Consider the following 20,434-nt stretch of genomic DNA (forward strand, 5'->3'; position numbering starts at 1 on the left):
TAGCGCCGAAACCGTGCTGTTGATCGTCGCGGGGCCTACGCCGTTCTCATGCTGATGCAACTGGAAATGCCGTATGTCTTCGACCGTCGCCGTATAAGGGGCACGCCCAAGAAACGCAGCGAAGCGCTGGACGTGGCGGACGTAGTCCTGCTGAGTGTGCGATCCCAGACCCCGCATCACCATATCTTCCTGCATACGCTGGCGAAGCGGTGTGGTCGGGGCATCATGTGAAAAGCTGACCATTGAACGTTCCTCTCGTTGAAGGGAACTCCATGGTCAGACAACACCAACAGCCTGCCTAGAACTTCAGATAATCACACCAACCTCACCGCGCACGCCCTCCCGCGAAGCGGGTTCGTGCATGGGGGCGCGAAGCCGCCGAGGCGTTCGTCCACCCTTGGCCCAAAGCAGCCTTCGATGCCAGATTTGCAATCTCGCTATCGCAGCCTATCCAAGGTTGAAGACTACGCCCATGGCGTTTAACCAGTAAACCAACGAGCCGCCGGCGAAATAGATGAAAAGCGGTGCCGCACCTGCGCCTAACATGAACGCCATTCTGCGGATATGGGAAGGGTCATCTTCGTCCCATGTTGCCTTGGCCGTTATGAAGCGTGTCCCAAACTGAAGGTTCTTCTTCGGCATGATAATGCCGCTCACAAAGAACAGGGGAACGGAAGTTGCGGCCAACAGCGTGCAACTTGTCGCTTAAAACGGTGAAAAATAGACAATTCCTCCATGTTCGTTGTGCTTCAGGTACAGGTTCAAAGCGAGGTTGGGAGAGACAGCTCGGCGCCACCCTTCTCGTCATTCGTGTTCCACTTTGATCAACACTGAAGTCGACGCTTTGCGTCCTGCATCAGCGCGCATCGAAGCGTAGGTTCTAGAGCGGGCGTTCTACTGAACCGGCCCGGGCATTCACGCACTCTCGGGGAGACTACTCTGTGACGTAAATTCTTGTATTGTACTATTCTTCTTCTGGTCACGTTGAAACACTTGCGGCCGCTGTTGCCGATGGCGCAAAAGACGCGGACGCGGAAGTGATCATCAAGCGGGTCCCTGAGTTGGTGCCAGAGGACGTCGCCCGTGCGAGCCACTTCAAGGTCGACCAGGCAGCCGAAATCGCGCGCCCTAAAGAGCTTGCCGACTATGATGCCATCATCATCGGCACTTCGGCGAGATTCGGTAACGTGGCGGCCCAAATGAAGAACTTCCTCGATTAGACAGGCTCGCTTTGGTTTAGCGGCAAGCTGATCGGGAAAGTCGAATCGATCTTCACTTCTACCGCGACCCAGCACGGCGGCCGGGAGACGACGATCCTCGCAAGTCTGCCGATTCTCCTCCACCATGGGATGAGGTTGGTCCCGCGGCGTTCGCTGCTATCTTCTGTCGCTTCAAACGAATGTCGTCGAGACGCAGAAGCTCGGCAAGACCATCTGCGATATTCCGATGGGCGAGAGCGTCTAGCATCGCAGTCTCAGCGTCGGTCGCGACCTCGGCAAAAAACTCGTTGATATTGGCGCTGACCCGGCATCGGATCGGAATATCATCGCGGGCAACAAGGATCCTCTTGTCCTCCATCACTGCAAGATAGACTTCCCGCAATGTGATTTGCTCCGCTGTTCGGCCGAGGTGAAGACCACCGCCCTTGCCGATCGACGCCGCTATCATGCCCTCTCGGGTCAACGGGATCAGCAACTTACGAACAAAACTTGCGTTTGTGCCCAGGCCCTCCGCCAAAGTTCGACTCGTGCAGCGGAAGCCGTCTTTGTCCGCGAGCGCCACGCTCAGGACCATCTGCAGTGCGGTCGAAAAGCGTAGATCAATCATATAGTTACCTCGTCATTTCCCGCGCAAGCGCGCACATTTCCGTAATAATGTATCTTTTATAGTTGCATTCATTCGCCTAAATGTATCATATACAGATGCATTTTAAAAGGGCGGCTTCGCATCCACGCCGGCCCTGAGGAGCACACCGTGTCCGCCGTCCAGTCGAAAATCCCGCTCGAAATCCTGTTTACGCCGACTCGGATCGGCGGTCTCGATCTGCGCAACCGCATTGCCATGGCCCCAATGACCCGCGCCATGTCCCCCGGAGGCGTGCCGGGTGAGAACGTCGCCCGCTATTACCGACGGCGAGCCGAGGGCGGCGTAGGTCTCATCATTACAGAAGGTACGTTCATCCCGCATCCCAGCGCGGGACACGATGAAAACGCCCCCCGCATCTACGGCGATGAAGCTCTCAAGGGATGGCGGCGGGTGGTTGAGCAAGTACACGACGCGGGAGCCCGAATCTTCGCGCAGCTCTGGCACGTCGGACTCGTTCGCAAGCCGCGGGTCGACGGCGTGGGGCGTCTCTATGAGAGTGGTCCCGGCAGCGATGACCGCCTCAGCCCTTCCGGTATCATCGGAGGGAACGGTCTGTCTTTCGAACGCGTCGGTCGGCCAGCAACCCTCAATGAAATTCGCGGCGCGATACAGGCCTATGGCGCTGCAGCGTGTACCGCAAAGACGTTGGGCTTTGACGGCGTCGAAATTCACGGTGCGCACGGATACCTCATCGATCAGTTTCTCTGGGATCAAACCAACCTACGCGAGGATGAGTATGGTGGTGACATCGGCCGCCGTACCCGTTTCGCCACCGAGGTCATTCAGGAGATCCGCGCGAATGTCGGGCCGGATTTCCCGGTGGTGTTGAGGCTGTCGACCTGGAAGCAACAGGATTATAATGCGCGGCTCGCTGCCAACCCGGAAGAATGGGCTGCTATCGTCCGCCCCCTCGCGGCGACCGGCGTCGATGCATTCCATCTGTCCCAACGTAGATATTGGGAAGGCGAGTTCGGCACTGAGGCAAATCTTGCGACCTGGACGAAGAAGCTAACAGGAAAGCCGACGATCACCGTCGGATCGATCACGCTCGACAACTCGACGGCCGAGATGATGCGTGGCGAGGGCAGCTTACCCAAAGACAACCTCGCCCCCCTGCTCGCAGGGCTTGAACGCGAAGACTTCGACCTTGTGGCGGTGGGGAGGGCACTGATCGCCAACCCCGATTGGCCGCATCGCGTCCGAAACGGCACTCCTCTCGTCCCTTACAGCCTCAGCATGCTTCAGACCCTCGTCTGACGTCCTTCCCTCGTTACTCCGAAAGAAAACCATCATGTCCAGTCAAAACTCCTCATCCAAGATCATTCTTGTGACCGGCGGTAGCCGCGGTCTCGGCCGCAACACGGCGATAAGCGCTGCAAGAAGCGGCTTCGACGTCGTCATCACATATCATAGCAACGAAGATGCAGCGGCCGAGGTCGTCAGCGAGATTGAATGGCTCGGCCGAAAAGCGGTCGCCATACGGTTGGATAGCACTGACGTCGGTTCTTTCGACGCCTTTGTCGCCTCTCTGCGCGGCGAGCTGGATCTGCTCGGACACGAGAACATCCACGCACTCGTCAACAACGCGGGCATAGGGCTCGATGCCTCATTCGAGACGACCTCGGAAGAGCTTTTTGATCGCCTTGTTAACATTCATTTCAAGGGCGTATTCTTCCTGACTCAAAAGCTCCTGTCGATCATCTCCGATGGCGGTCGGATCGTAAATCTGTCGAGCGGCCTTGTGCGCGTCGCTCTGCCCGGGTTTGCCGTATATGGAGCCCTAAAGGGTGCGATCGAAGTGCTCACGCGCTATCTTGCGAAGGAACTTGGTGAGCGCAATATAGCCGTCAATGTCGTCGCGCCCGGAGGAATCGAAACGGATTTCGGCGGGGGGGCGCTGCGCGACATACCTGAGGTGAATGCTTTCATAGCGTCGCAGACAGCTCTCGGGCGCGCCGGGGTGCCCGAAGACATCGGACCTGTGATAGCGGCGTTGCTGTCTCCCTCCCATCGCTGGATAAACGCTCAGCGCATTGAAGTGTCGGGGGGATGGCTGCTCTAGACCTCGGCGCTAGAAAGCACCCGTTGAGCGCTGCGTTCTTTTCTTTGGCTTCCGCCAAGGGGCAGCAAGCTCAACGGGGGCTGCAGGACGCACGGGTGTGAAACGGAGCCGAAGTTTGACCCCTTTTAGACAGGGCGCAACTTATTGATTTTCATTCGTAAATCGATGTAGTGGTGGAGCCACGACCGGCGTAAGTCTTGACCCTGCTACTTTTTCAATATCTTCAATGTTTTCAGAACGTTATCGCGGATTCCAGCGGGGTCGATCTTCGGCTCCGGGTCACAACCAAAGAACGAGCCTCAATTGCTCGAGACGAAGCGGATGCCTCCGCGCCGCGTGACTTCCTCGCTCATACTGGTGGCTTTAGCCGAGTCTGCTGGCGCATCGTTGCTGCGATAGGAAAATGGCGCGCGGCCCCTGGCGTAGTCTAAGCCAGAATGGAATTGGCGATCATCTGGCTAGTTTTCAATCATTAGGGCTGATCCAGGATCAACTCGATCCAGTTTGAGGGGTGCGCTCTCAGGAGGAACACCCTACCGCAACGACTATGCTCTGTGCTTGGGCGAAAACAAGAAGATCGGAATTGTCAACGAACCCCATCGAATTCAGACCCGAGGCGCACGATAAATTGCGCGAGCTGGAGCATATTGCCGCAAACCGGATAATAGAGTCGCGGCAAGCTGAGCTGCACTTTTCCAGTGGGATGGTGTTCACTCTGCCGTTGCCATCCCATGTGAGGCGCTTGCCATGGCGGCGCGTACGCGATCCACAAGAGTGGCACGGTCCTTGCGTTGCTAGACACAGAGCTGAGCGAAAGTGCTCTGCAAAAGTCCGTGAATACTCACGGTCAGAAGGTGGACGAGCCCAGTTCTTGGACAACGAGAATAGGCTGATTGATAGCCAGGAGCACATGACAACCTTTTCGATCTTTCTGGGGCGTGAGCGCCATGTCTTTCAGGATCTAAAATCGGTATTGGCTTGCGCCTCGCCCCTGAAATCAGGCGACGTGCTAGCCGGGATCGCAGCGTCAAGCAATGAACGGCGCGTGGCTGCCCGCTACCTGCTTGCGGATATGCCGCTCAAGACGTTCCTGAATGACCTTCTCATACCCTATGAAGCCGACGAGGTCAGCCGGTTGATCGTCGACCGCCACAACCTTGCTGCGTTTGCGCCGGTGTCTCATATGACGGTCGGCGAATTTCGCGACTGGCTTCTCTCTTATGATGCTACCTCCGAAAAGCTGCTTGCTCTCGCGCCGGGCCTCACCCCGGAAATGGTCGCGGCGGTCTCCAAGATCATGCGCAATCACGACCTGATCACCGTCGCCGGCAAATGTAACGTCGTCACTGCTTTTCGCTCCACGATCGGTCTGCCAGGCCGACTTTCAAGTCGTCTTCAGCCAAATCATCCCACCGACGATCCGGAAGGTGTCGCCGGCTCGACGCTGGACGGGCTTCTCTTTGGGATTGGCGATGCGGTGATCGGCATCAACCCGGCTACCGACAATCTTGAGGCCTGCACAAGATTGATGGTCCTGTTCGACCGCCTGCGCGAACGGTTCGAGATCCCTACTCAGTCTTGCGTATTGACCCATGTCACCACCTCAATCAAAGCCATTGAGGCTGGCGCGCCGCTCGATCTGGTGTTCCAGTCGGTCGCAGGCTCTGAGGCTGCCAACAAGGGTTTCGGCGTCGATCTCGCGGTCCTGAGGGAGGGTCGGGAGGCGGCGCTTTCCATGAAGCGCGGCACGGTCGGAAACAACGTCATGTATCTGGAGACCGGCCAGGGCAGCGCTCTGTCGGCGGACGCCCATCATGGCGTGGACGAACAGACGGTCGAGGCGCGGGCCTATGCCGTGGCACGTGAACTCAGTCCGTTGCTCGTCAATACAGTGGTCGGGTTTATCGGCCCTGAATACCTATTCGACGCCAAGCAAATTATTCGCGCCGGGCTCGAAGATCATTTCTGCGGCAAGCTGCTTGGTGTACCGATGGGCGTCGACGTTTGCTATACGAACCATGCGGAAGCAGACCAGGACGATATGGACAACCTGATGGTGCTGCTGACCGTCGCGGGCGTGAGTTTCCTCATCGCCGTGCCCGGCGCCGACGACGTCATGCTCAATTACCAGAGCCTTTCCTACCACGATATTGTCGGCCTCAGGCACCAGTTCAATCGTCCGCCTGCGCCAGAATTCGAAGCCTGGCTTTATCGCATGGGCATGCTTGACCGCACGGGTCGGCTTGCACCGGCCAGCGGCTCCGGCCCCTTCTCTCGCAATCTGTTGAGCTACAGGGCATCGGTATGAGTACCGCCGAGCCAGATCCGTTTGAACGGTTCCGGAACGCCACACGCGCCCGGATCGGGCTTGGAAGGGCCGGTGACGCGTTGCCGACATCCGCAATTCTCGAATTCCAGCTTGCCCATGCCAGGGCGCGGGACGCGGTGCACGGACAAGTGGACTTTATTGCCCTTGCAAACGAACTTGCGCCCGTGCCTACGATCCGGATTAGGTCTCGCGCCAAAGACCGCGCAGTCTATTTGGCACGTCCGGATCTCGGCCGTCAGACGAACGCAGCCGATCTTCCAACTCACGGGGATCGTTATGATATCGCCTTCATTATCGCCGACGGGCTCTCGGCCTCCGCAGTCGAGCACCACGCGGTCCCGCTGTTTAAGGCTTGCATGAAGCGTCTCGGGGGCTTCAGCGTCGCCCCGGTAATATTGGGCGAGCAGGCGCGTGTGGCATTTGGCGATGAGGCGGCAGCGGCGTTTGGTGCAGAAGTTGCCATCGTGCTGATCGGGGAGAGGCCAGGACTAAGCGTACCAGACAGTCTCGGTGCCTACATCACGTTCCGTCCGCAGGCAGGGAGGCGTGACAGCGAGCGCAACTGCATTTCCAACATTCACGCCGATGGGCTCAGCTACGAGGTTGCGGCCGACAAGATCGTTTGGATCGTCCGGGAGGCGCTTCGCTTGCAGTTGACCGGCGTGGATCTAAAGGAAAACGCCGAAGGTGCCACAGAAGCGCTGCCACTCCGTGAAGCATAATTCAGTTTTCAAAGGGGAGCTATCTTGTTGTGCCGACGATGCCGAATATGCCGCTGCTTAGCTGGCAGTCTCGGCGACAAATGGTACCGTGAGGAGCCCGTCGTCACTGGTAGCGGACAGAAACGCTGGCGCTGGCGAGCGCCGATCAGCACGGCTTTGTTCTTGATGTTTTGCTGCAAAAAATGAGCAACCCCGTCCCAGCGAAAACGAGGGCCAGACCGGGACGACGACACACAGTGAGATGATCCCGGTCTGGCGAACTCAATTGCTTATTAGGCGGGCTGAGCAATCGCAACTTCGAGATCATGCTCGATCGATAGCAGCGCGCCGGGAGCCCGCGCCTTCACGATGAAGAACCACGCGACACCGACCATGAGATAGAGCGCGAATAGGTATGGCAGGATGTTGTAGGGATAGGCGGGGACCGGATAGAGACTGCCGACGAGTGCCAGAAGCATGAAGACGGCACCGAGCGCGCCAACGACATAGTCGGTGGTCTTGACCTGTCCGATCTTCTTCAAAAAGACCGGTGCGCTGACCGAGACCAGGAAGTAGACGACGATGAAGCCAAAGGTTGCGACGGTTCCGAAGTAGCCGACGAGATCGCTTTCGGCCCGCCCGTAAAAGACGACGCAAAGGAAGAGGTTGATGATCGCACCGACTGTCAGTGCGGTGTAAGGTGTCTTGTGGTGCGTGTGGACCACGCCAACGCTGGCATGGAAGAAGCTATAACGCCCAAGCGAAAACAGGGTGCGTCCGTAAGCGTTGAGCGAAGCGAGCGCGCAGGCGAAGGAGCTCAGCGTTGCACCGGCATAGACGAGGATTGCCAGGATCTGGCTGTCGCCGGTCGTCACATCGCCCAGCGGCGAGGCGCTCGTACCCAGTTTCGTGGTATCGTCGCCGAAAGCGAGGACGAGAATATACGACGTAAACACGAAAAACGCACCTGCCAAAGCCGGGCTTAAGATCACAGCCAGCGGGATCTTGCGCTTGGGATCGCGTGTTTCCTGGCCGAGTGAGGCCGCACTCTCGAAGCCGACGAATGAGAAGATGCCGAACACGATCGCCTGTGCGACGCTTGCCAAATTTGCTCCTTCAAGATGGATCTGCTTTGCATCTGCCTTAAAGCCAGTCTTGTTCCAAACAAAGATGCAAACCAGGGTTATGGCGAGCACCGAGACACCTTCCAGGATCAATCCGATCCTGGATGATATGCGGATATCGCGGACCGCTAAATACCAGATCAGCAGCGAAACCAAGGCGTAAACGACATAACCTGGGATCACGAAAGGCAAACCGATGATCTGCAGCAAAGTATTCAGGAAAATAGACGTCGCCACAGTCAATGTCGCGGCGGTAAAGATGTAGGCGGCCAGCATTGCCCAACCCGATAGCAGACCCAACCCCGGACCCAAGCTGCGCGACACATATATGAAGAACGAGCCCGCTGACGTGATCTGGGCGGCTAGCTTCCCGACGTTGAGACCAACGACGATCATGGCGATCGTCGACAATAGATAGACGAGCCATGATGCGGTTCCAGCCATTCCTGCGACGACAGTCACAGCAAGAGCAGGCGTGAATGTAGGCGATACATTCGCGATCGACTGACCTAAGACTTCAAGGAATGAAAGGCTATCTTTTCGAAGTTCTGACATCTATCCACCTTCTGTTTAAGCGCGACTGATTTACGTGCAGGTCATCTACACGCAGCGGTTGGCTTGACTGTCGACGAGGTCAATTATCGATTTGCGCAGCCTAAAGTCGGCGAAGCGCTATTGGCAGAAAGGCCTCATATGTTCAGTGCAACGGATCAACGGATCCACTTCCGCACTTTCGCTAGAGGCAAGAATTATGCCTGATGATAAATTCTGCGCAAAATGATCCAAATTTTCGCAAGGTGGATAGGAATGGTCGATTCGGCGGGAGATCGATGGCTGGATCGTTTGCAAGTGCTGAAAACATTGCCAACGGCCAGAATTTGCGCTGTGCAACCGCTCGATCAGCATCGAAAATATCGAGCGCGATCGCTGCGTCGATCTGTTTGAGCGCCCGGACGGGACATGTGGCTTCGAGGAATTTCGCCAACCCCATCAAAGACTGAAGTACGGCCACCTGCCGAGCCGTGCACCAAAGCCCGGATCATCACCTAATCTTTATCAAGCTGGCATATGGAACATTGTGGAGCAATGCCGTAAGTTTACCCACTTAAGGTGGCTCATGGCGGCGGGTTAGACCGACTCGGAGCGAGTGCCTTCAAGCTTTCCCACAACTGACTAGATCATCGACCGCTTTTTCCTGAGTGTTGAAGCTCGTCACGAAGCGGAAAATAGGATTGTCCGATTTCGGTCCCCTCGTCCATTTGGCAAAGCGGACCCCGCTTGCTGAGAATCGGTCCGCAACCCCCGGCGGCATTCGGACGAAAACCTCGTTCGCCTGAACGGGGTGAACGAGCTCGACAAGCGGGATCGCCGCCAGCCCCTCACCGAGGCGAGTAGCCATGGCGTTTGCGTGCGAGGCATTGCGAAGCCACAGATCGTCTTCGAGGTATGCCAGGAGCTGCGCGCTTAGAAACCTGCTTTTCGACCAGAGATGTCCTGACCTCTTACGCTGCGCCGCCGCCGCATCCCGACGGGCGGTATCGAATAGGACCAGAATTTCGGCTGCCAGCGCACCATTCTTCGTCGCGCCGAGGGAGAGAGCGTCGACACCGACCCTCCAGGTCACGTCGGCGGGGCTCTCGCCCGCGTGAACCAGCGCGTTTGCAAACCTTGCACCGTCCATGTGCAGCGAGGCGCCATAACGCTTCGCAAGCCCTGCCAAGTCCCTGACTTCTTCGGCGGAATAGGTGAGCCCCCATTCGGTCGCTTGGGAAATACTCAGCGTGACGGGCTGCGCTGTCTGAAAGCCTTCAGCTCTAGCTCTTTCAAACGCGGCTTCGACGTTGTGGGGGATCAGTTTTCCTCCAGGGGCGGACAGCGCGAGAAGCTTCGCACCGCCCGTAAAAAACTCGGGAGCACCGCATTCGTCGGTGTTGATGTGCGCATCCTGCGCACAAATGATACTCCTGTACGGCGCGGTGAGAACCGAGAGCGCCAGCGCATTGGCAGCGGTACCCGTCGCGACAGGGAAAGCGATCAGTTCCGTCTCGAAAACCTCGCAAAGCCGTTCCGTCAACCGTTCGGTCAGGGCATCGAAGCCGTAGGAACCGACGTTGCCTCGGTTGCATTCGAGCAAAGCCTGCATGATTTCCGGAGAGACGCCAGTGACATTGTCGCTGGCGAAATTCCACTCTCCGGCGACATTGGCCATTCCATTGTCCATCACCGGCTCCTCCGCTCAGAACGCCGGATGTCATCGGCGATCTTCTCGCCGAGCATGATGATCGAAAGGTTCGTGTTGGCCTGACAATCGAGTGGCATGATCGATCCGTCGACAACACGCAGGCCTTCGATGCCTCGCACACGCGCGTGAAGGTCAACGACGGCGTTCTCATCTCCCTCCGGTCCCATGCAGCATCCGCCAAGACCGTGCTGCGCGTCCGAGCAATGCTGGAGAAGCAGATCGTCGACCTGCCCATCGCTGGCGTCCTTCAGCCATGAGAGCGGCAGATCGGTATCGGCTAGGGTCATGCCCTTAACCAAACGCTGCAACGGCTCTTGCGCCGCGATCTTGCCGAGATGCCGATAAGCGACGCGCATGCGCTCAAGATCGATCGACTCGTCGAGCATGTTTTCGTCGACGATCGGTTGATCGCCATGCCTTGGCGACGAGATGCGAACCGCTCCCCGGCTCTTCACCTCCATCAGAATGAGATTGACCATGGCTTCGCCGAATTGCGCGCTGTCCGGCCTGACACCGACTCCGCCATGGTTCATCGCATTGAACAGAATGTCGTGCGGGACGCCGCCCGGCACCCCGGAACTCATCTTGATGCAGCAGTTCGTATGCCGACCATCGATGTCCTGCACCTTGAATTCCGGTTTGAGATCGAGCTCTATGCGGCAATAGGGGTGGTCGAAAAAGCCTTCGCCCACCGGAATGTCCGCAACAATGGGAATTTGATGTTCGCGCAGAAGGGCGGCCGGCCCTAGTCCGGACCGCTGCAAGATAGCGGGGGAATGGATTGCTCCAGCGCAGACGATGACCGATGGAGCCTGGAACTGCCGCGCTTCGTTTGATATGAACGCGCTTACCCCAACCGCCCGCCTTCCTTCGAAAATGACCTTGTCGACCGTGACGTCGCCAACGATGGTCAGGTTATCGCGGCCCCGGGCCGGCTCCAGATAACTGTCATTGACCGATACGCGGCGGCCGTTCCGGTTGTTGATGGCGTATGTGCAAACTCCCTCGGCATCGGGCGCATTCAAATCGTCGTGCCAAGGGTGTCCGAGGGCCATGGCGCTCTCACGCATCGCCAAATCGACATTCCCCCAGCGCTCGAGAGGAGCGCGGTAGATCGGGATCGGGCCACCCTTGCCATGATAGGAGGCCTCTATTGGATCGTCCTCGAGCTTGTTGAAATAGGGCAGCACATCCGCGCCGGACCACCCCATACACCCCATCTCCGCCCAGCGATCAAAGGCGTGCAATACACCCCGGATCGCGATTTGCGCGTTCACGGCACTCGATCCGCCGAGCCCCTTTCCCCGCCAATAGATGCGGTGGTCCTGGCTTTTGGTTCGCCGCGCCTTGAGATCGGCATACATGTATTCTCTCTGAAAATGCTCCGGCAGTATGAGGTTGAAGATGTTCGCGCTTGCCATTTCGGCTGGCTGGTCGCCGCTTCTGTAGTCGGGTCCCGCCTCGAGAAGCAGTACCCGTCGATTCTTATCTTCACTCAGGCGCGCGGCGACGACTGCGCCAGCAGACCCTGCACCGACCACGATGACATCGTACGACAAGAGAACCTCCTGATGTTTCTGGAAAGAAGGGCCCGATGCGCCTGACGGCGACCTGCCTAATTGAGGATTTGCGCGAGCATGCCGCCGTCGACGACGATATCCGCCCCGTTTATGAACGCTGCTTCGGGCGAGGCCAGAAACAACGCGGTGGAGGCGATGTCGCCAGGCCGCCCCGGCTTCCCACCCGGCATCACCCTGTCGAATATCCGTGTCAGCTCCGGCGTCGCGAACTTCTCCTCGAGCGGCGGGGTGACGATCGGCCCGGGTGCGATCATATTCACGGTGATGCCATACCGCGCCAGATCGATGGCGGCGGAACGGGTGAGCAGACGCACCCCACCCTTGCTGCTGGCGTAGGGGGCCGCGTTTCTCTCGGACGCGAACGAGTTCACCGATCCGATGAGGATGATTCTTCCAGCGGTGTCGTTTGCGACCATCCGAGAGGCGGCCGCCCTGCTGACGAGGAACGATCCGGTAAGATTGACGTCGATATAGCTATTCCAGGCTTCCGCGGTCACCTCGTGGAACGGAGCGCTCACGCCCACCCGCGCAGCGCAATGAACGAGAACGTCTACGGAGCCCAAGTCGGACAGCACCGTATCGAAGCACTCCTCCACGGACGTCTCGCTCGCGACATCGCATTCATGATAGCGGACAGCACTGCTTCGCGCGGAAGCCTCCGGCAGTCGGATGTCCAGAACGGCGACCGTCGCGCCTTCCCGCTGAAAAGCCTCCGCGACCGATGCGCCGATACCGCTTGCGCCGCCTGTCACGACGACGACTTTGTCCTGAAATTTTGCCATCTAACCGACTTTCCTAAATTGCCACGAATTCGATGGGCCTTGGTGTCATCAATTTATCAAGGTGAAGGACCGCCGCATCGACGTGACGTCGTCCACCGTGACGTACGAACATCCCGTGCCCCGGGAGCAGAATTTCAAAATCGACGGTGCCGAGACGCCGGATGCTCTCTGCGGACTGACGGACGTCGAAGTCGTATATGCCCTGGTAGACGATGCGGCCGGAGTGAAAGATCGCATCTCCCGTCACGAGCGCGACGATTCCGTCGCGCCGCACGCGATAGGAGTAATGATCGAGACTGTGGCCGGGCGTGAAGAGCGGTTCGATCAAGAGCGTGCCGATACGAATTGTTTCACCATCGACGACCAGACCATCGATAGATGGCCGGGTGTAAGCGTAATCGCTTGGGTAAACCCCAGCTGCTCTCGCGACATCAAGGCTGAATGCCGGCTCTCCCTTGTCCAGGAGATCGCTGGTCAACCGGTTGCAAAACACCTTGCATCCAGTCCTTTGCTGGAGCACGTAGGCCCCGGCTGAATGATCGCCGTGAGCGTGGGTCAGAAAGACATGGCTAAGCCTGTCCGGACTGAGGCCGTCCTCATCCATGACGGCAAAGATACCGTCGATGTCGAGGCCTGCCCCGGTGTCAAAAAGCACAAGCCCTTCACCCGTTTCAAAGAGCCAGCAGTTGCAGTCCAGGTCGTGGGTGAGAGAGCAGCCCTGTACGCCTGAGGCGACGAGGTAGGTCCCTGGAGCGACACGCATATTATCCTCCGTTGATTTGGAACGTCGCATCGCTGGTTCTCGCGATAAGACGCTCGAGGAACTTGAGGCAGGCTTCGATTTCACTCACAGAAATCCATTCGTCAGCGATGTGAGCCTGTTCGATGTCGCCGGGACCGCACACCACGGTAGGAAAGCCTGCCTGCTGGTAGACGCCCGCCTCCGTCCCGTAGGACACGCCAGACGCCTGATTATATCCCGTAGCCTGAAGGGCCAAAGCAGTCGCCGAAGAATTCGGGTCGGAGATCAGGGGCGGTGCATTCCATAAGCAGCGGGTAACAATCCTGGGCGCATCCATCCCCTCTTTCGATCGGTTAGCGATGATCATCTTCACACGCTTGTCGAATTCCCGTCTCATCGTGGCGAGTTGCTCGGGAAGGATAGGCCGCATCTCCCATTCGAGCGTGCATGCCGGAGCCACGATATTCCGAACCTGGCCGCCATGGATCGTGCCCACGCTGATGGACGGATAGGGGTAGTGGAAGGCATCGTCGGCGGGAAGATTGCGTTGGTCGGCACGTAGCGCGTTTAAGAGGGCAACGACCTCGGCGGCAATGTCGATGGCGTTGATACCGAGATGGACCTGCGAAGAATGCGCTTCCTGTCCATAGACCTCGGTCGTGAAGCCGACAGCTCCCTTGTGTCGATCGACGACAAAGTGTCGGGTCGGTTCACCGACGATGACGGCGGCGGGCTCGATCCCTGCGCTCTTCATATACTCTGCCATCTCGAACGCGCCGACGTGGCCCACCTCTTCGTCGAACGTGATGGCGACGTGAATAGGAACTGACAGCTTTGCCAAGTCAAGCTGGCTGGAGATTGCCATGACACACGCCAGGAAACCCTTCATGTCGGTCGTGCCCCGGCCATAAACCCGGCCGTCCTCGCGTGTCAGCTCGAAAGGGGGACGGGTCCACTTTTGACCGTCGATCGGTACGACGTCGATATGCCCGGATAGAACGAGGCCACCGCGCTGCCCGGAACCGAATGTGACCCACAGGTTTTCCTTGTCCTGGCCTTTCGCAGGAATCCTGACAGTCGCTGCACCGAGACGCTTGAAATAGGCATCGACGAAAACGATCGCATCGATATTGGATTTGGAGCTCACCGTATCGAACGAAACAAGGTCTGCGAGGATGTCGATAGCGGTTTCGACCAGCGGCAAAGCCGCGCCTGCCGATACCGTTTTCGCATTAGCGATAGTCATTCAATTGTTCCTTGAGTACATGACCACGAAGGCGGGTAATGCCGACATCACAAACAAGCGCGGTGATCACCAGTGCGCCTTTCATCAGGTCGATGCTTGAAGGGTCGATGCCGATTACACGAAGCGCGTTGGCAAAGAGGCTGACGATCAGACTTCCCGCGACGACCCCTATGACGGTCCCCCGGCCGCCGAAAATGCTGACGCCTCCGAGTACGCATGCGGCGATCGCATCCAGCAGGAGCGACTGGCCCCCGAGGTTCGGCGTGACGATTGGTGTCCTGGCGATCAACATCACCGCCGCGAGAAACGTAAAACAGCCTGCGAGGATGTAGGCCAGCATCAGGACCCGCATTGTCGAGATGTTGGCAAGCGCCGTTGCCGCGGCATCCGAGCCGGTGGCGTAGGTTCGCAACCCGATGCGGGTGTGGTGCATCAGCACGTAGGCCACGCAGATAATGCCCACCGCCACCAGGATCGAGACCGGCACGCCTTCGATTCGCCCGTTACCAAGCCACTTCAAGGCCGGCTCGTTGATGATATAGACGCCGCGCGTTGCGAGAAGCAGACTGACACCTTGGATACAGGACATGGTCGCAAGGGTGGCGATAAACGCAGGCACGCGAAAAACAGTGGTGAGCGTCCCGTTGACGGCACCGATCACCAGCACGCAGGCAAGCCCCGCACCAAGCGCTGGAACCAGGTCCATGCCCGCCGTCAGCATGCTTGCGACCACGATGCTGCCGAGGGTGACGGAGATCCCGGCCGAAAGATCGATGCCGCCGGTTAGCAGCACGATGAACGCGCCGAGCGCTAGAAAGAGTATCGGCACACTCTGGGTGAGAATGATCATGAGATTTGCGGGCGCAAGGATACGGCTATCGATCAAACCGCATCCGATAAACACCAGGACCAGCAGGCTGATCGGCGCGATGGTCGTCGACAATCCTCGAAGTCTGTTCATCATCAGGCCTCCGTCGACCGGTTCGAGACTGACCTCGCGGAGGTCGAGAAAGCCAGCTCCATCACCGCTTCCTCGCTCGATCCCCGCGGCATCTCACCGACGCTTCGGCCATTGCTGAGAACGACGATCCGGTCGGATACGCCCAGGAGTTCCGGCAGCTCGCTCGAGACAAGAAGGATTGCGGCGCCTTTCGCCTTGAGCTGACCGATCACCGAGTGGATTTCCGACTTGGCGCCGACGTCGACGCCGCTCGTCGGTTCGTCAAGAAGGATGATCGAAGGATCCACGGCGAGCCATTTTCCGATAACCACTTTTTGCTGATTGCCGCCCGAAAGGGTGCCCGCGGGCTTCGAGGGGTCAGGCGGGCGGATGTCAAGCTGACGGATGAGAGCCGCCGCGTTGCGGCGCAGAGCTTTCACAGAGACCGCACCGAACCTGCTGTTGCGCAGCATCCATACAAGGCCGAGATTGTCACGGACATTCATTCCCCCGACCAGTCCTTCCAGTCGGCGATCTTCCGGAATGAATGCCACACCCTTGCTCGCGGCAAAGCGTTGGGCTCCCACCGGCATGAGGTCTCCATGCAGGCGAATTTGACCATGCACGTGCGGATCGAGCCCCGCGATACAGCGCAGGATGTCCGTTCGGCCGCTGCCCATCAAACCCGCGAGCCCGACCACTTCGCCCCGGCGGACCGTAAAGGAGACGTCGGCGACCAATCCGTCGGTGCCGAGCCCTTCGACTTCGATCGCGGGAGGACCAACGGGCGCTTCAAACCATGGGAACACATTCTCAAGCGATCGGCCGACCATCATGTGCACGAGAGAGCGGTCGTCGGTCTCCTGCATGGAGACGTCCCGCACCATTCGACCGTCTCTCAGAACGATGGCGCGTCCCGCCAGTGCGCGTACCTCCTCCATCTTGTGCGAGATATAGAGGACACAGCGACCCTCGGCAGCGAGCTGGCGAACGATCGTGTACAAGCGGTCGCGCTCGCGGTTGCTGAGCGCGCTCGTCGGCTCGTCCATGACAATGAGCCAGGCGGAAGACAGCAGCGCCTTGGCGACTTCCAGCATCTGCCGCTCGCCGACGGTCAGTCGCCTGACAGGGCAATCGACGTCACAGGTGAGACCGACCTGGGACAAGGCTGCCATGGCCCTTGCACGCATGCGGGAACGCCTCAATATCCAAAGCCGCTGCGGCTCATTTCCGAGGCTGAGACTTTCCGCGACCGTCAGGTCGGGGACCAGGCTGAAATGCTGATGAATAACCGCGATGTCGGAAGAGCCTTCGGAGGCCTCCGCCTCGGAAAGCGCGCCGAACTTCACCTGTCCGCCATCCGGGACATACACGCCCGATATGCACTTCACCAGCGTCGACTTGCCGGCGCCGTTCTCTCCGAGCAGCGCGACAACCTCCCCGCGCGTGAGCCGGAACGAGACGTCGTTCAGGACCTTGATCCCGGAGAACTGCTTCGTGAGCCCGGATATGTCCAGAACGCGCGCTTCTTCGCCGCGTGTCGCGAAGGCGCCGGTTTTCGGAGAAGCCTTCTTGAGAAGCGCCGCCCATGAAAGATCACCGCGCAGAAACACCGCGACAAGGATGAGACCCCCGGAGACCATGTAGACGATTTGTTGGGAGAACTGCAGAAAGGCCAGGCCCGCGGCAATCGTACCCACCGCGATGGCGCCGAGGAGCGTTCCGAATGCCGAGCCCTTGCCGCCCGAGAGACTTGCGCCACCGACAACCGCCGCAGTGATCGCCGCGAACTCCAGGCCGTTTCCCGCGAGCGGTTGCGCGGATCCCAACCGCCCGATCGCTATCACGGTGGCTATGCCGGCTGACATCCCCGCCAATATGTAGGTGAGCGATTGTATGCCGACGACGGAAATAAGGGACGCGCGCGCCGTGACAGGGTTGCCTCCTACGGCAAAAAACGACCGGCCAATGGCGGTGTAACGCAGAAAACAGAACCATGCCGCACAGAGCAGGACGGCCAACAGAAATCCCGCGGGCACCCCGAAAATGCTGCCCTGGCCCAGCCAGAGCACCAAAGGATCAGATACCGGAATACTCGACGCACGAGAGATGCTCAGTGCGGCCCCCTTCGTCAGCGCCATCGTGCCGAGCGTCGCAATAAACGGACTGATGCCCAAGCCAGCCACGAGCACGGCGTTCAGGCAACCGAAGGCAGCGCCGCTACCTATGGCGGCGAGGATCGCCAGGAAGCCGGACCCAGTCACCTGCAATGCAAGCGCTGCAACGATGCCTGTTGCCGCCATCGTTCCGCCAACGGAAATGTCGATGCCACGCGCAACGATCACCCCCGTCATGCCGAGCGCCACGATCGCGACGATAGAGCTCTGCTGTCCGATGCTCAGGAGATTCGAGATGCTGAAAAAGCTCGGGCGGGCAATGGAAAAGCAGGCAACGGCGAAGATGATCAGCATGACGAGCAAGAGCTCGTCATGCATGTCTCCGAAGATGGCCGTCCTGAGACGGCCAGGTTGCTTCGACACTGTATGGGTCACAGCCGTTCCCCCGGCTTACTGACCGACGCTCATCGCAGATGTGTCCTTGGACGGTCCAAACTCTTTGGAGTAGTCCTTGGCCAATTCCTGTGATTTTTCCGGCGTCACGTAGTTGATCTTATCGCCAGTTGCATTGACGGTCTGGGCCATGGCGTCCGTCATGACGAGATAGGTCGGCATGTAGAGATCTTTAGGCAGCTTTTCACCCTTGGCAAGCCTGGCCGCCACCGCGATGTTCCAGTAGCCGACGCGATAAGCGCCGGTCAGGACGTCAATGACCATGGATCCGTCGCCGAAGAGACCCCCCATTTCCGCGTCGCCGTCAAATCCCGCGTATTTCAGCGACCGGCCGGCGGCCTGGGCGATAGACGACGCTCCAAGCAGCTGGGTATCGGACATGCTCCAGATACCTTTGAGGTCGGGATACGTCGAGACCCAGGTCTGGGCGACATCCGCGCCTTTCGACGGGTCCCAGCCCGCCGGCTGGATGGCCACGATTTTGACGTTCGGGAATTCCTTGGCGATCGTTTCCGTGAAGCCCTTTTCGCGGGTGTCCGAGACGTAGTTGCCGCGCGCGCCGATCAATGCCGCGACTTCGCCCTCGCCTCCGATCGACCGCGCAAGCGCCCGTGCGGTCTGCGCGGCGTCGGGCTCGTCCGGATAGAGCGTGGAGTAATTCTCACCCGCCTCGACCTTGTTGCCCATGGTGATGACACTGATCCCGGCTTCCTGCGCCTTCTTGAGCACCGGTATCAGCGCGTTCTTATCGAGCGGATCGACCAGGATCGCACTCGCCTTCTGGCTGATCAGGTTCTCGATCAGGGAAACCTGCTTTTCAAGGCTTCCCTCGGCGCTTTGCCACGATGTAGTAACGCCGTAGTCTTTCGCCGCAACGTCACCCGCTTCCTTCATGCGAACGAAGAAAGAACTCTGCAGATCAATGGCTACGATACCGATGACCTTTTCTTGTGCATGTGCCGTTGTCGCAAAAATGCTGGCGATGGCCAGCGTGATTCCACTCATAGCTTGGATGAATTTCATGACTAATCCCTCTGGTTTATTGGCGGCCTTGTTATTTCTCCATCGTCGCCGCCTTCGATGGAATTTTTCAAAGAGCACCACATTTCACTTTATATGTAAAGCGCTATTCGTATATGAAGCGATACATACGCCGCACGGAGGAGTTTTGTGATGGCAGAAATGGACAGCGATAAATCGTATTCGGCTCCCGCCTTGGAAAAGGGGCTGGATATCCTGGAAGATCTCGCGGAAATGTCAGGGCCGATTTCGGTACGCGATCTGGCGGATCGATTGGGACGCAGCAAGAACGAGATATTCCGCATGATCCATGTGCTGATTGCACGGGGTTACATCGAGCGGGACAGCGATACCGACGAGCTGACGCTGACGAACAAACTATTCGCGCTGGGACTGAGGACACCCCAGTCTCGCTCTCTCATGACGATCGCCATGCCGGAGGCGGAGAAGCTCGCGGCGGAGGTTCGTCAAACGGCGCATATCGTGACCATCCACAAGGGCAGGACGGTGACGCTGGGTCATAGTGCATCCAATCCCGAAATCACTTTCAACATGAACACTGGATACGGTCGACTGGCCTCCGACGCGACCACTGGCCGGGTCATCATGGCGTTTCAGCCCGAGCGGAGACTGCAGCAGATTTTCGCAGACTGCGACAAGGAAAATGGCAAGCCCATCGAACGGGAGCCCGTGGAGCGCGCGCTAGAAACCATACGTATTGATGGCCACCTTCTCAGGAAGAGCACGGATTGGAGCGGGATCACTGATGTATGCTGCCCGATCCTCGAACGTGATGGCAACGCAGTTGCATGCATTATCGTGACCGTCATAGATCACGTGGCCGGGCCTCAGGACCACAATCTCATACTTCACGCCATCAAACAGACATGTCGGAAGATTGAGAGAACGTTGTTCAGATCATGAGCCTATGGAATGATGTCAATCGGCGAGGCTATTCCATTCCCACCATCGACAAATCTCGTCGAGCGCTCCTGTTCCCTGAGCTCCAGGAAGCCCGATGATAGCTGGACGATGCACCTCGCCGAGAATCGCGAACAGTGGCGCGAGCTCGGCTTCCTCATTCACAGGAAGGCAGTGTTCGAAGGTTCTGTCGCAAACTTTCTGTGGATTTGCCAGCGGTTTGATCTTGCCATAGATCTGGGTTGAAGATGAGCAGGCATGTTGAGTTTCAAATCATGGTCGATTTCAAAGGCAGTCACTACCCCAAAG

17 protein-coding genes and 1 pseudogene are annotated in these 20,434 nt (G+C 58.5%); 6 read left to right on the forward strand and 12 right to left on the reverse strand.

The features are described from left to right. A partial coding sequence (locus JTP94_RS02745) for a phage integrase N-terminal SAM-like domain-containing protein (RefSeq protein ID WP_204849040.1) occupies positions 1-243 on the reverse strand: 243 nt, incomplete at its 3' end. Between the two features lie 204 nt (positions 244-447). Beyond that, the gene (locus JTP94_RS02750) at positions 448-642 is read right to left on the reverse strand and encodes a hypothetical protein (RefSeq protein ID WP_204849041.1); all 195 of its coding nucleotides are present in this window, start codon (positions 640-642) and stop codon (positions 448-450) included. A 308-nt stretch (positions 643-950) separates the two neighbouring features. On the opposite strand from JTP94_RS02750, the pseudogene wrbA reads away from it, so the two are divergent. Then, positions 951-1,361, forward strand: a pseudogene (gene wrbA / locus JTP94_RS02755) (NAD(P)H:quinone oxidoreductase); the annotation flags it as partial. On the opposite strand, the gene JTP94_RS35305 reads toward wrbA, so the two are convergent. Continuing rightward, a complete protein-coding gene (locus JTP94_RS35305) occupies positions 1,279-1,827 on the reverse strand; it encodes an Rrf2 family transcriptional regulator (RefSeq protein ID WP_271023819.1) in 549 nt (182 codons plus the stop codon). The pseudogene wrbA and the gene JTP94_RS35305 sit on opposite strands and share 83 nt — an antisense overlap. Positions 1,828-1,974: 147 nt before the next feature. On the opposite strand from JTP94_RS35305, the gene JTP94_RS02760 reads away from it, so the two are divergent. The 4 genes from JTP94_RS02760 (at position 1,975) to eutC (ending at position 6,979) form a co-directional block, all read left to right on the forward strand. Then, on the forward strand, positions 1,975-3,123 hold the full coding sequence (locus tag JTP94_RS02760; protein WP_312038133.1) for an NADH:flavin oxidoreductase: 1,149 nt from the start codon (positions 1,975-1,977) through the stop codon (positions 3,121-3,123). 34 nt (positions 3,124-3,157) lie between these two features. After that, complete coding sequence (locus JTP94_RS02765; RefSeq protein ID WP_204849042.1) at positions 3,158-3,928, forward strand: SDR family NAD(P)-dependent oxidoreductase; 771 nt, start codon at positions 3,158-3,160, stop codon at positions 3,926-3,928. A gap of 910 nt (positions 3,929-4,838) precedes the next feature. After that, positions 4,839-6,236: an ethanolamine ammonia-lyase subunit EutB gene (locus JTP94_RS02770; RefSeq protein WP_204849054.1), complete on the forward strand. Its 1,398-nt coding sequence runs from the start codon at positions 4,839-4,841 to the stop codon at positions 6,234-6,236. Continuing rightward, positions 6,233-6,979, forward strand: a complete 747-nt coding sequence (gene eutC, locus JTP94_RS02775) for an ethanolamine ammonia-lyase subunit EutC (protein ID WP_204849043.1) — start codon at positions 6,233-6,235, stop codon at positions 6,977-6,979. The genes JTP94_RS02770 and eutC overlap by 4 nt, the downstream gene beginning before the upstream one ends. A 272-nt stretch (positions 6,980-7,251) precedes the next feature. Here the strand turns inward: eutC and JTP94_RS02780 are convergent, their stop codons facing one another. The 9 genes from JTP94_RS02780 to JTP94_RS02820 form a co-directional block, all read right to left on the reverse strand. Next, positions 7,252-8,637 (reverse strand): APC family permease, encoded by a 1,386-nt coding sequence (locus JTP94_RS02780; RefSeq protein WP_204849044.1) that lies wholly within the window; start codon positions 8,635-8,637, stop codon positions 7,252-7,254. Between the two features lie 598 nt (positions 8,638-9,235). Then, a complete protein-coding gene (locus tag JTP94_RS02785) occupies positions 9,236-10,303 on the reverse strand; it encodes a threonine aldolase family protein (RefSeq protein ID WP_246754640.1) in 1,068 nt (355 codons plus the stop codon). After that, on the reverse strand, positions 10,303-11,883 hold the full coding sequence (locus tag JTP94_RS02790) for a GMC family oxidoreductase (RefSeq protein WP_204849045.1): 1,581 nt from the start codon (positions 11,881-11,883) through the stop codon (positions 10,303-10,305). Before JTP94_RS02790 ends, JTP94_RS02785 begins: the two co-directional genes overlap by 1 nt. Positions 11,884-11,939: 56 nt before the next feature. Next, positions 11,940-12,686 carry an SDR family NAD(P)-dependent oxidoreductase gene (locus JTP94_RS02795; RefSeq protein ID WP_204849046.1) on the reverse strand — a complete coding sequence of 249 codons (747 nt, stop codon included), beginning with the start codon at positions 12,684-12,686 and terminating at the stop codon, positions 11,940-11,942. A 13-nt stretch (positions 12,687-12,699) separates the two neighbouring features. After that, the gene (locus tag JTP94_RS02800) at positions 12,700-13,449 is read right to left on the reverse strand and encodes an MBL fold metallo-hydrolase (RefSeq protein WP_204849047.1); all 750 of its coding nucleotides are present in this window, start codon (positions 13,447-13,449) and stop codon (positions 12,700-12,702) included. A 1-nt stretch (position 13,450) separates the two neighbouring features. Then, positions 13,451-14,674 carry an acetylornithine deacetylase gene (gene argE / locus JTP94_RS02805; protein WP_204849048.1) on the reverse strand — a complete coding sequence of 408 codons (1,224 nt, stop codon included), beginning with the start codon at positions 14,672-14,674 and terminating at the stop codon, positions 13,451-13,453. Further along, positions 14,661-15,617, reverse strand: a complete 957-nt coding sequence (locus JTP94_RS02810; RefSeq protein WP_204849049.1) for an ABC transporter permease — start codon at positions 15,615-15,617, stop codon at positions 14,661-14,663. The genes argE and JTP94_RS02810 overlap by 14 nt, the downstream gene beginning before the upstream one ends. 20 nt (positions 15,618-15,637) lie before the next feature. Next, complete coding sequence (locus JTP94_RS02815; protein WP_204849050.1) at positions 15,638-18,166, reverse strand: ATP-binding cassette domain-containing protein; 2,529 nt, start codon at positions 18,164-18,166, stop codon at positions 15,638-15,640. Between the two features lie 15 nt (positions 18,167-18,181). Beyond that, entirely contained in the window at positions 18,182-19,207 is a 1,026-nt protein-coding gene (locus JTP94_RS02820; RefSeq protein WP_204849051.1) for a sugar ABC transporter substrate-binding protein, read from the reverse strand. Positions 19,208-19,357: 150 nt separating this feature from the next. On the opposite strand from JTP94_RS02820, the gene JTP94_RS02825 reads away from it, so the two are divergent. Next, a complete protein-coding gene (locus JTP94_RS02825) occupies positions 19,358-20,128 on the forward strand; it encodes an IclR family transcriptional regulator (RefSeq protein ID WP_204849052.1) in 771 nt (256 codons plus the stop codon). The last annotated feature ends 306 nt before the right edge of the window (positions 20,129-20,434 follow it).

Source organism: Martinezella lusitana (genome assembly GCF_016901135.1).
Lineage (GTDB): Bacteria > Pseudomonadota > Alphaproteobacteria > Rhizobiales > Rhizobiaceae > Rhizobium > Rhizobium lusitanum_D.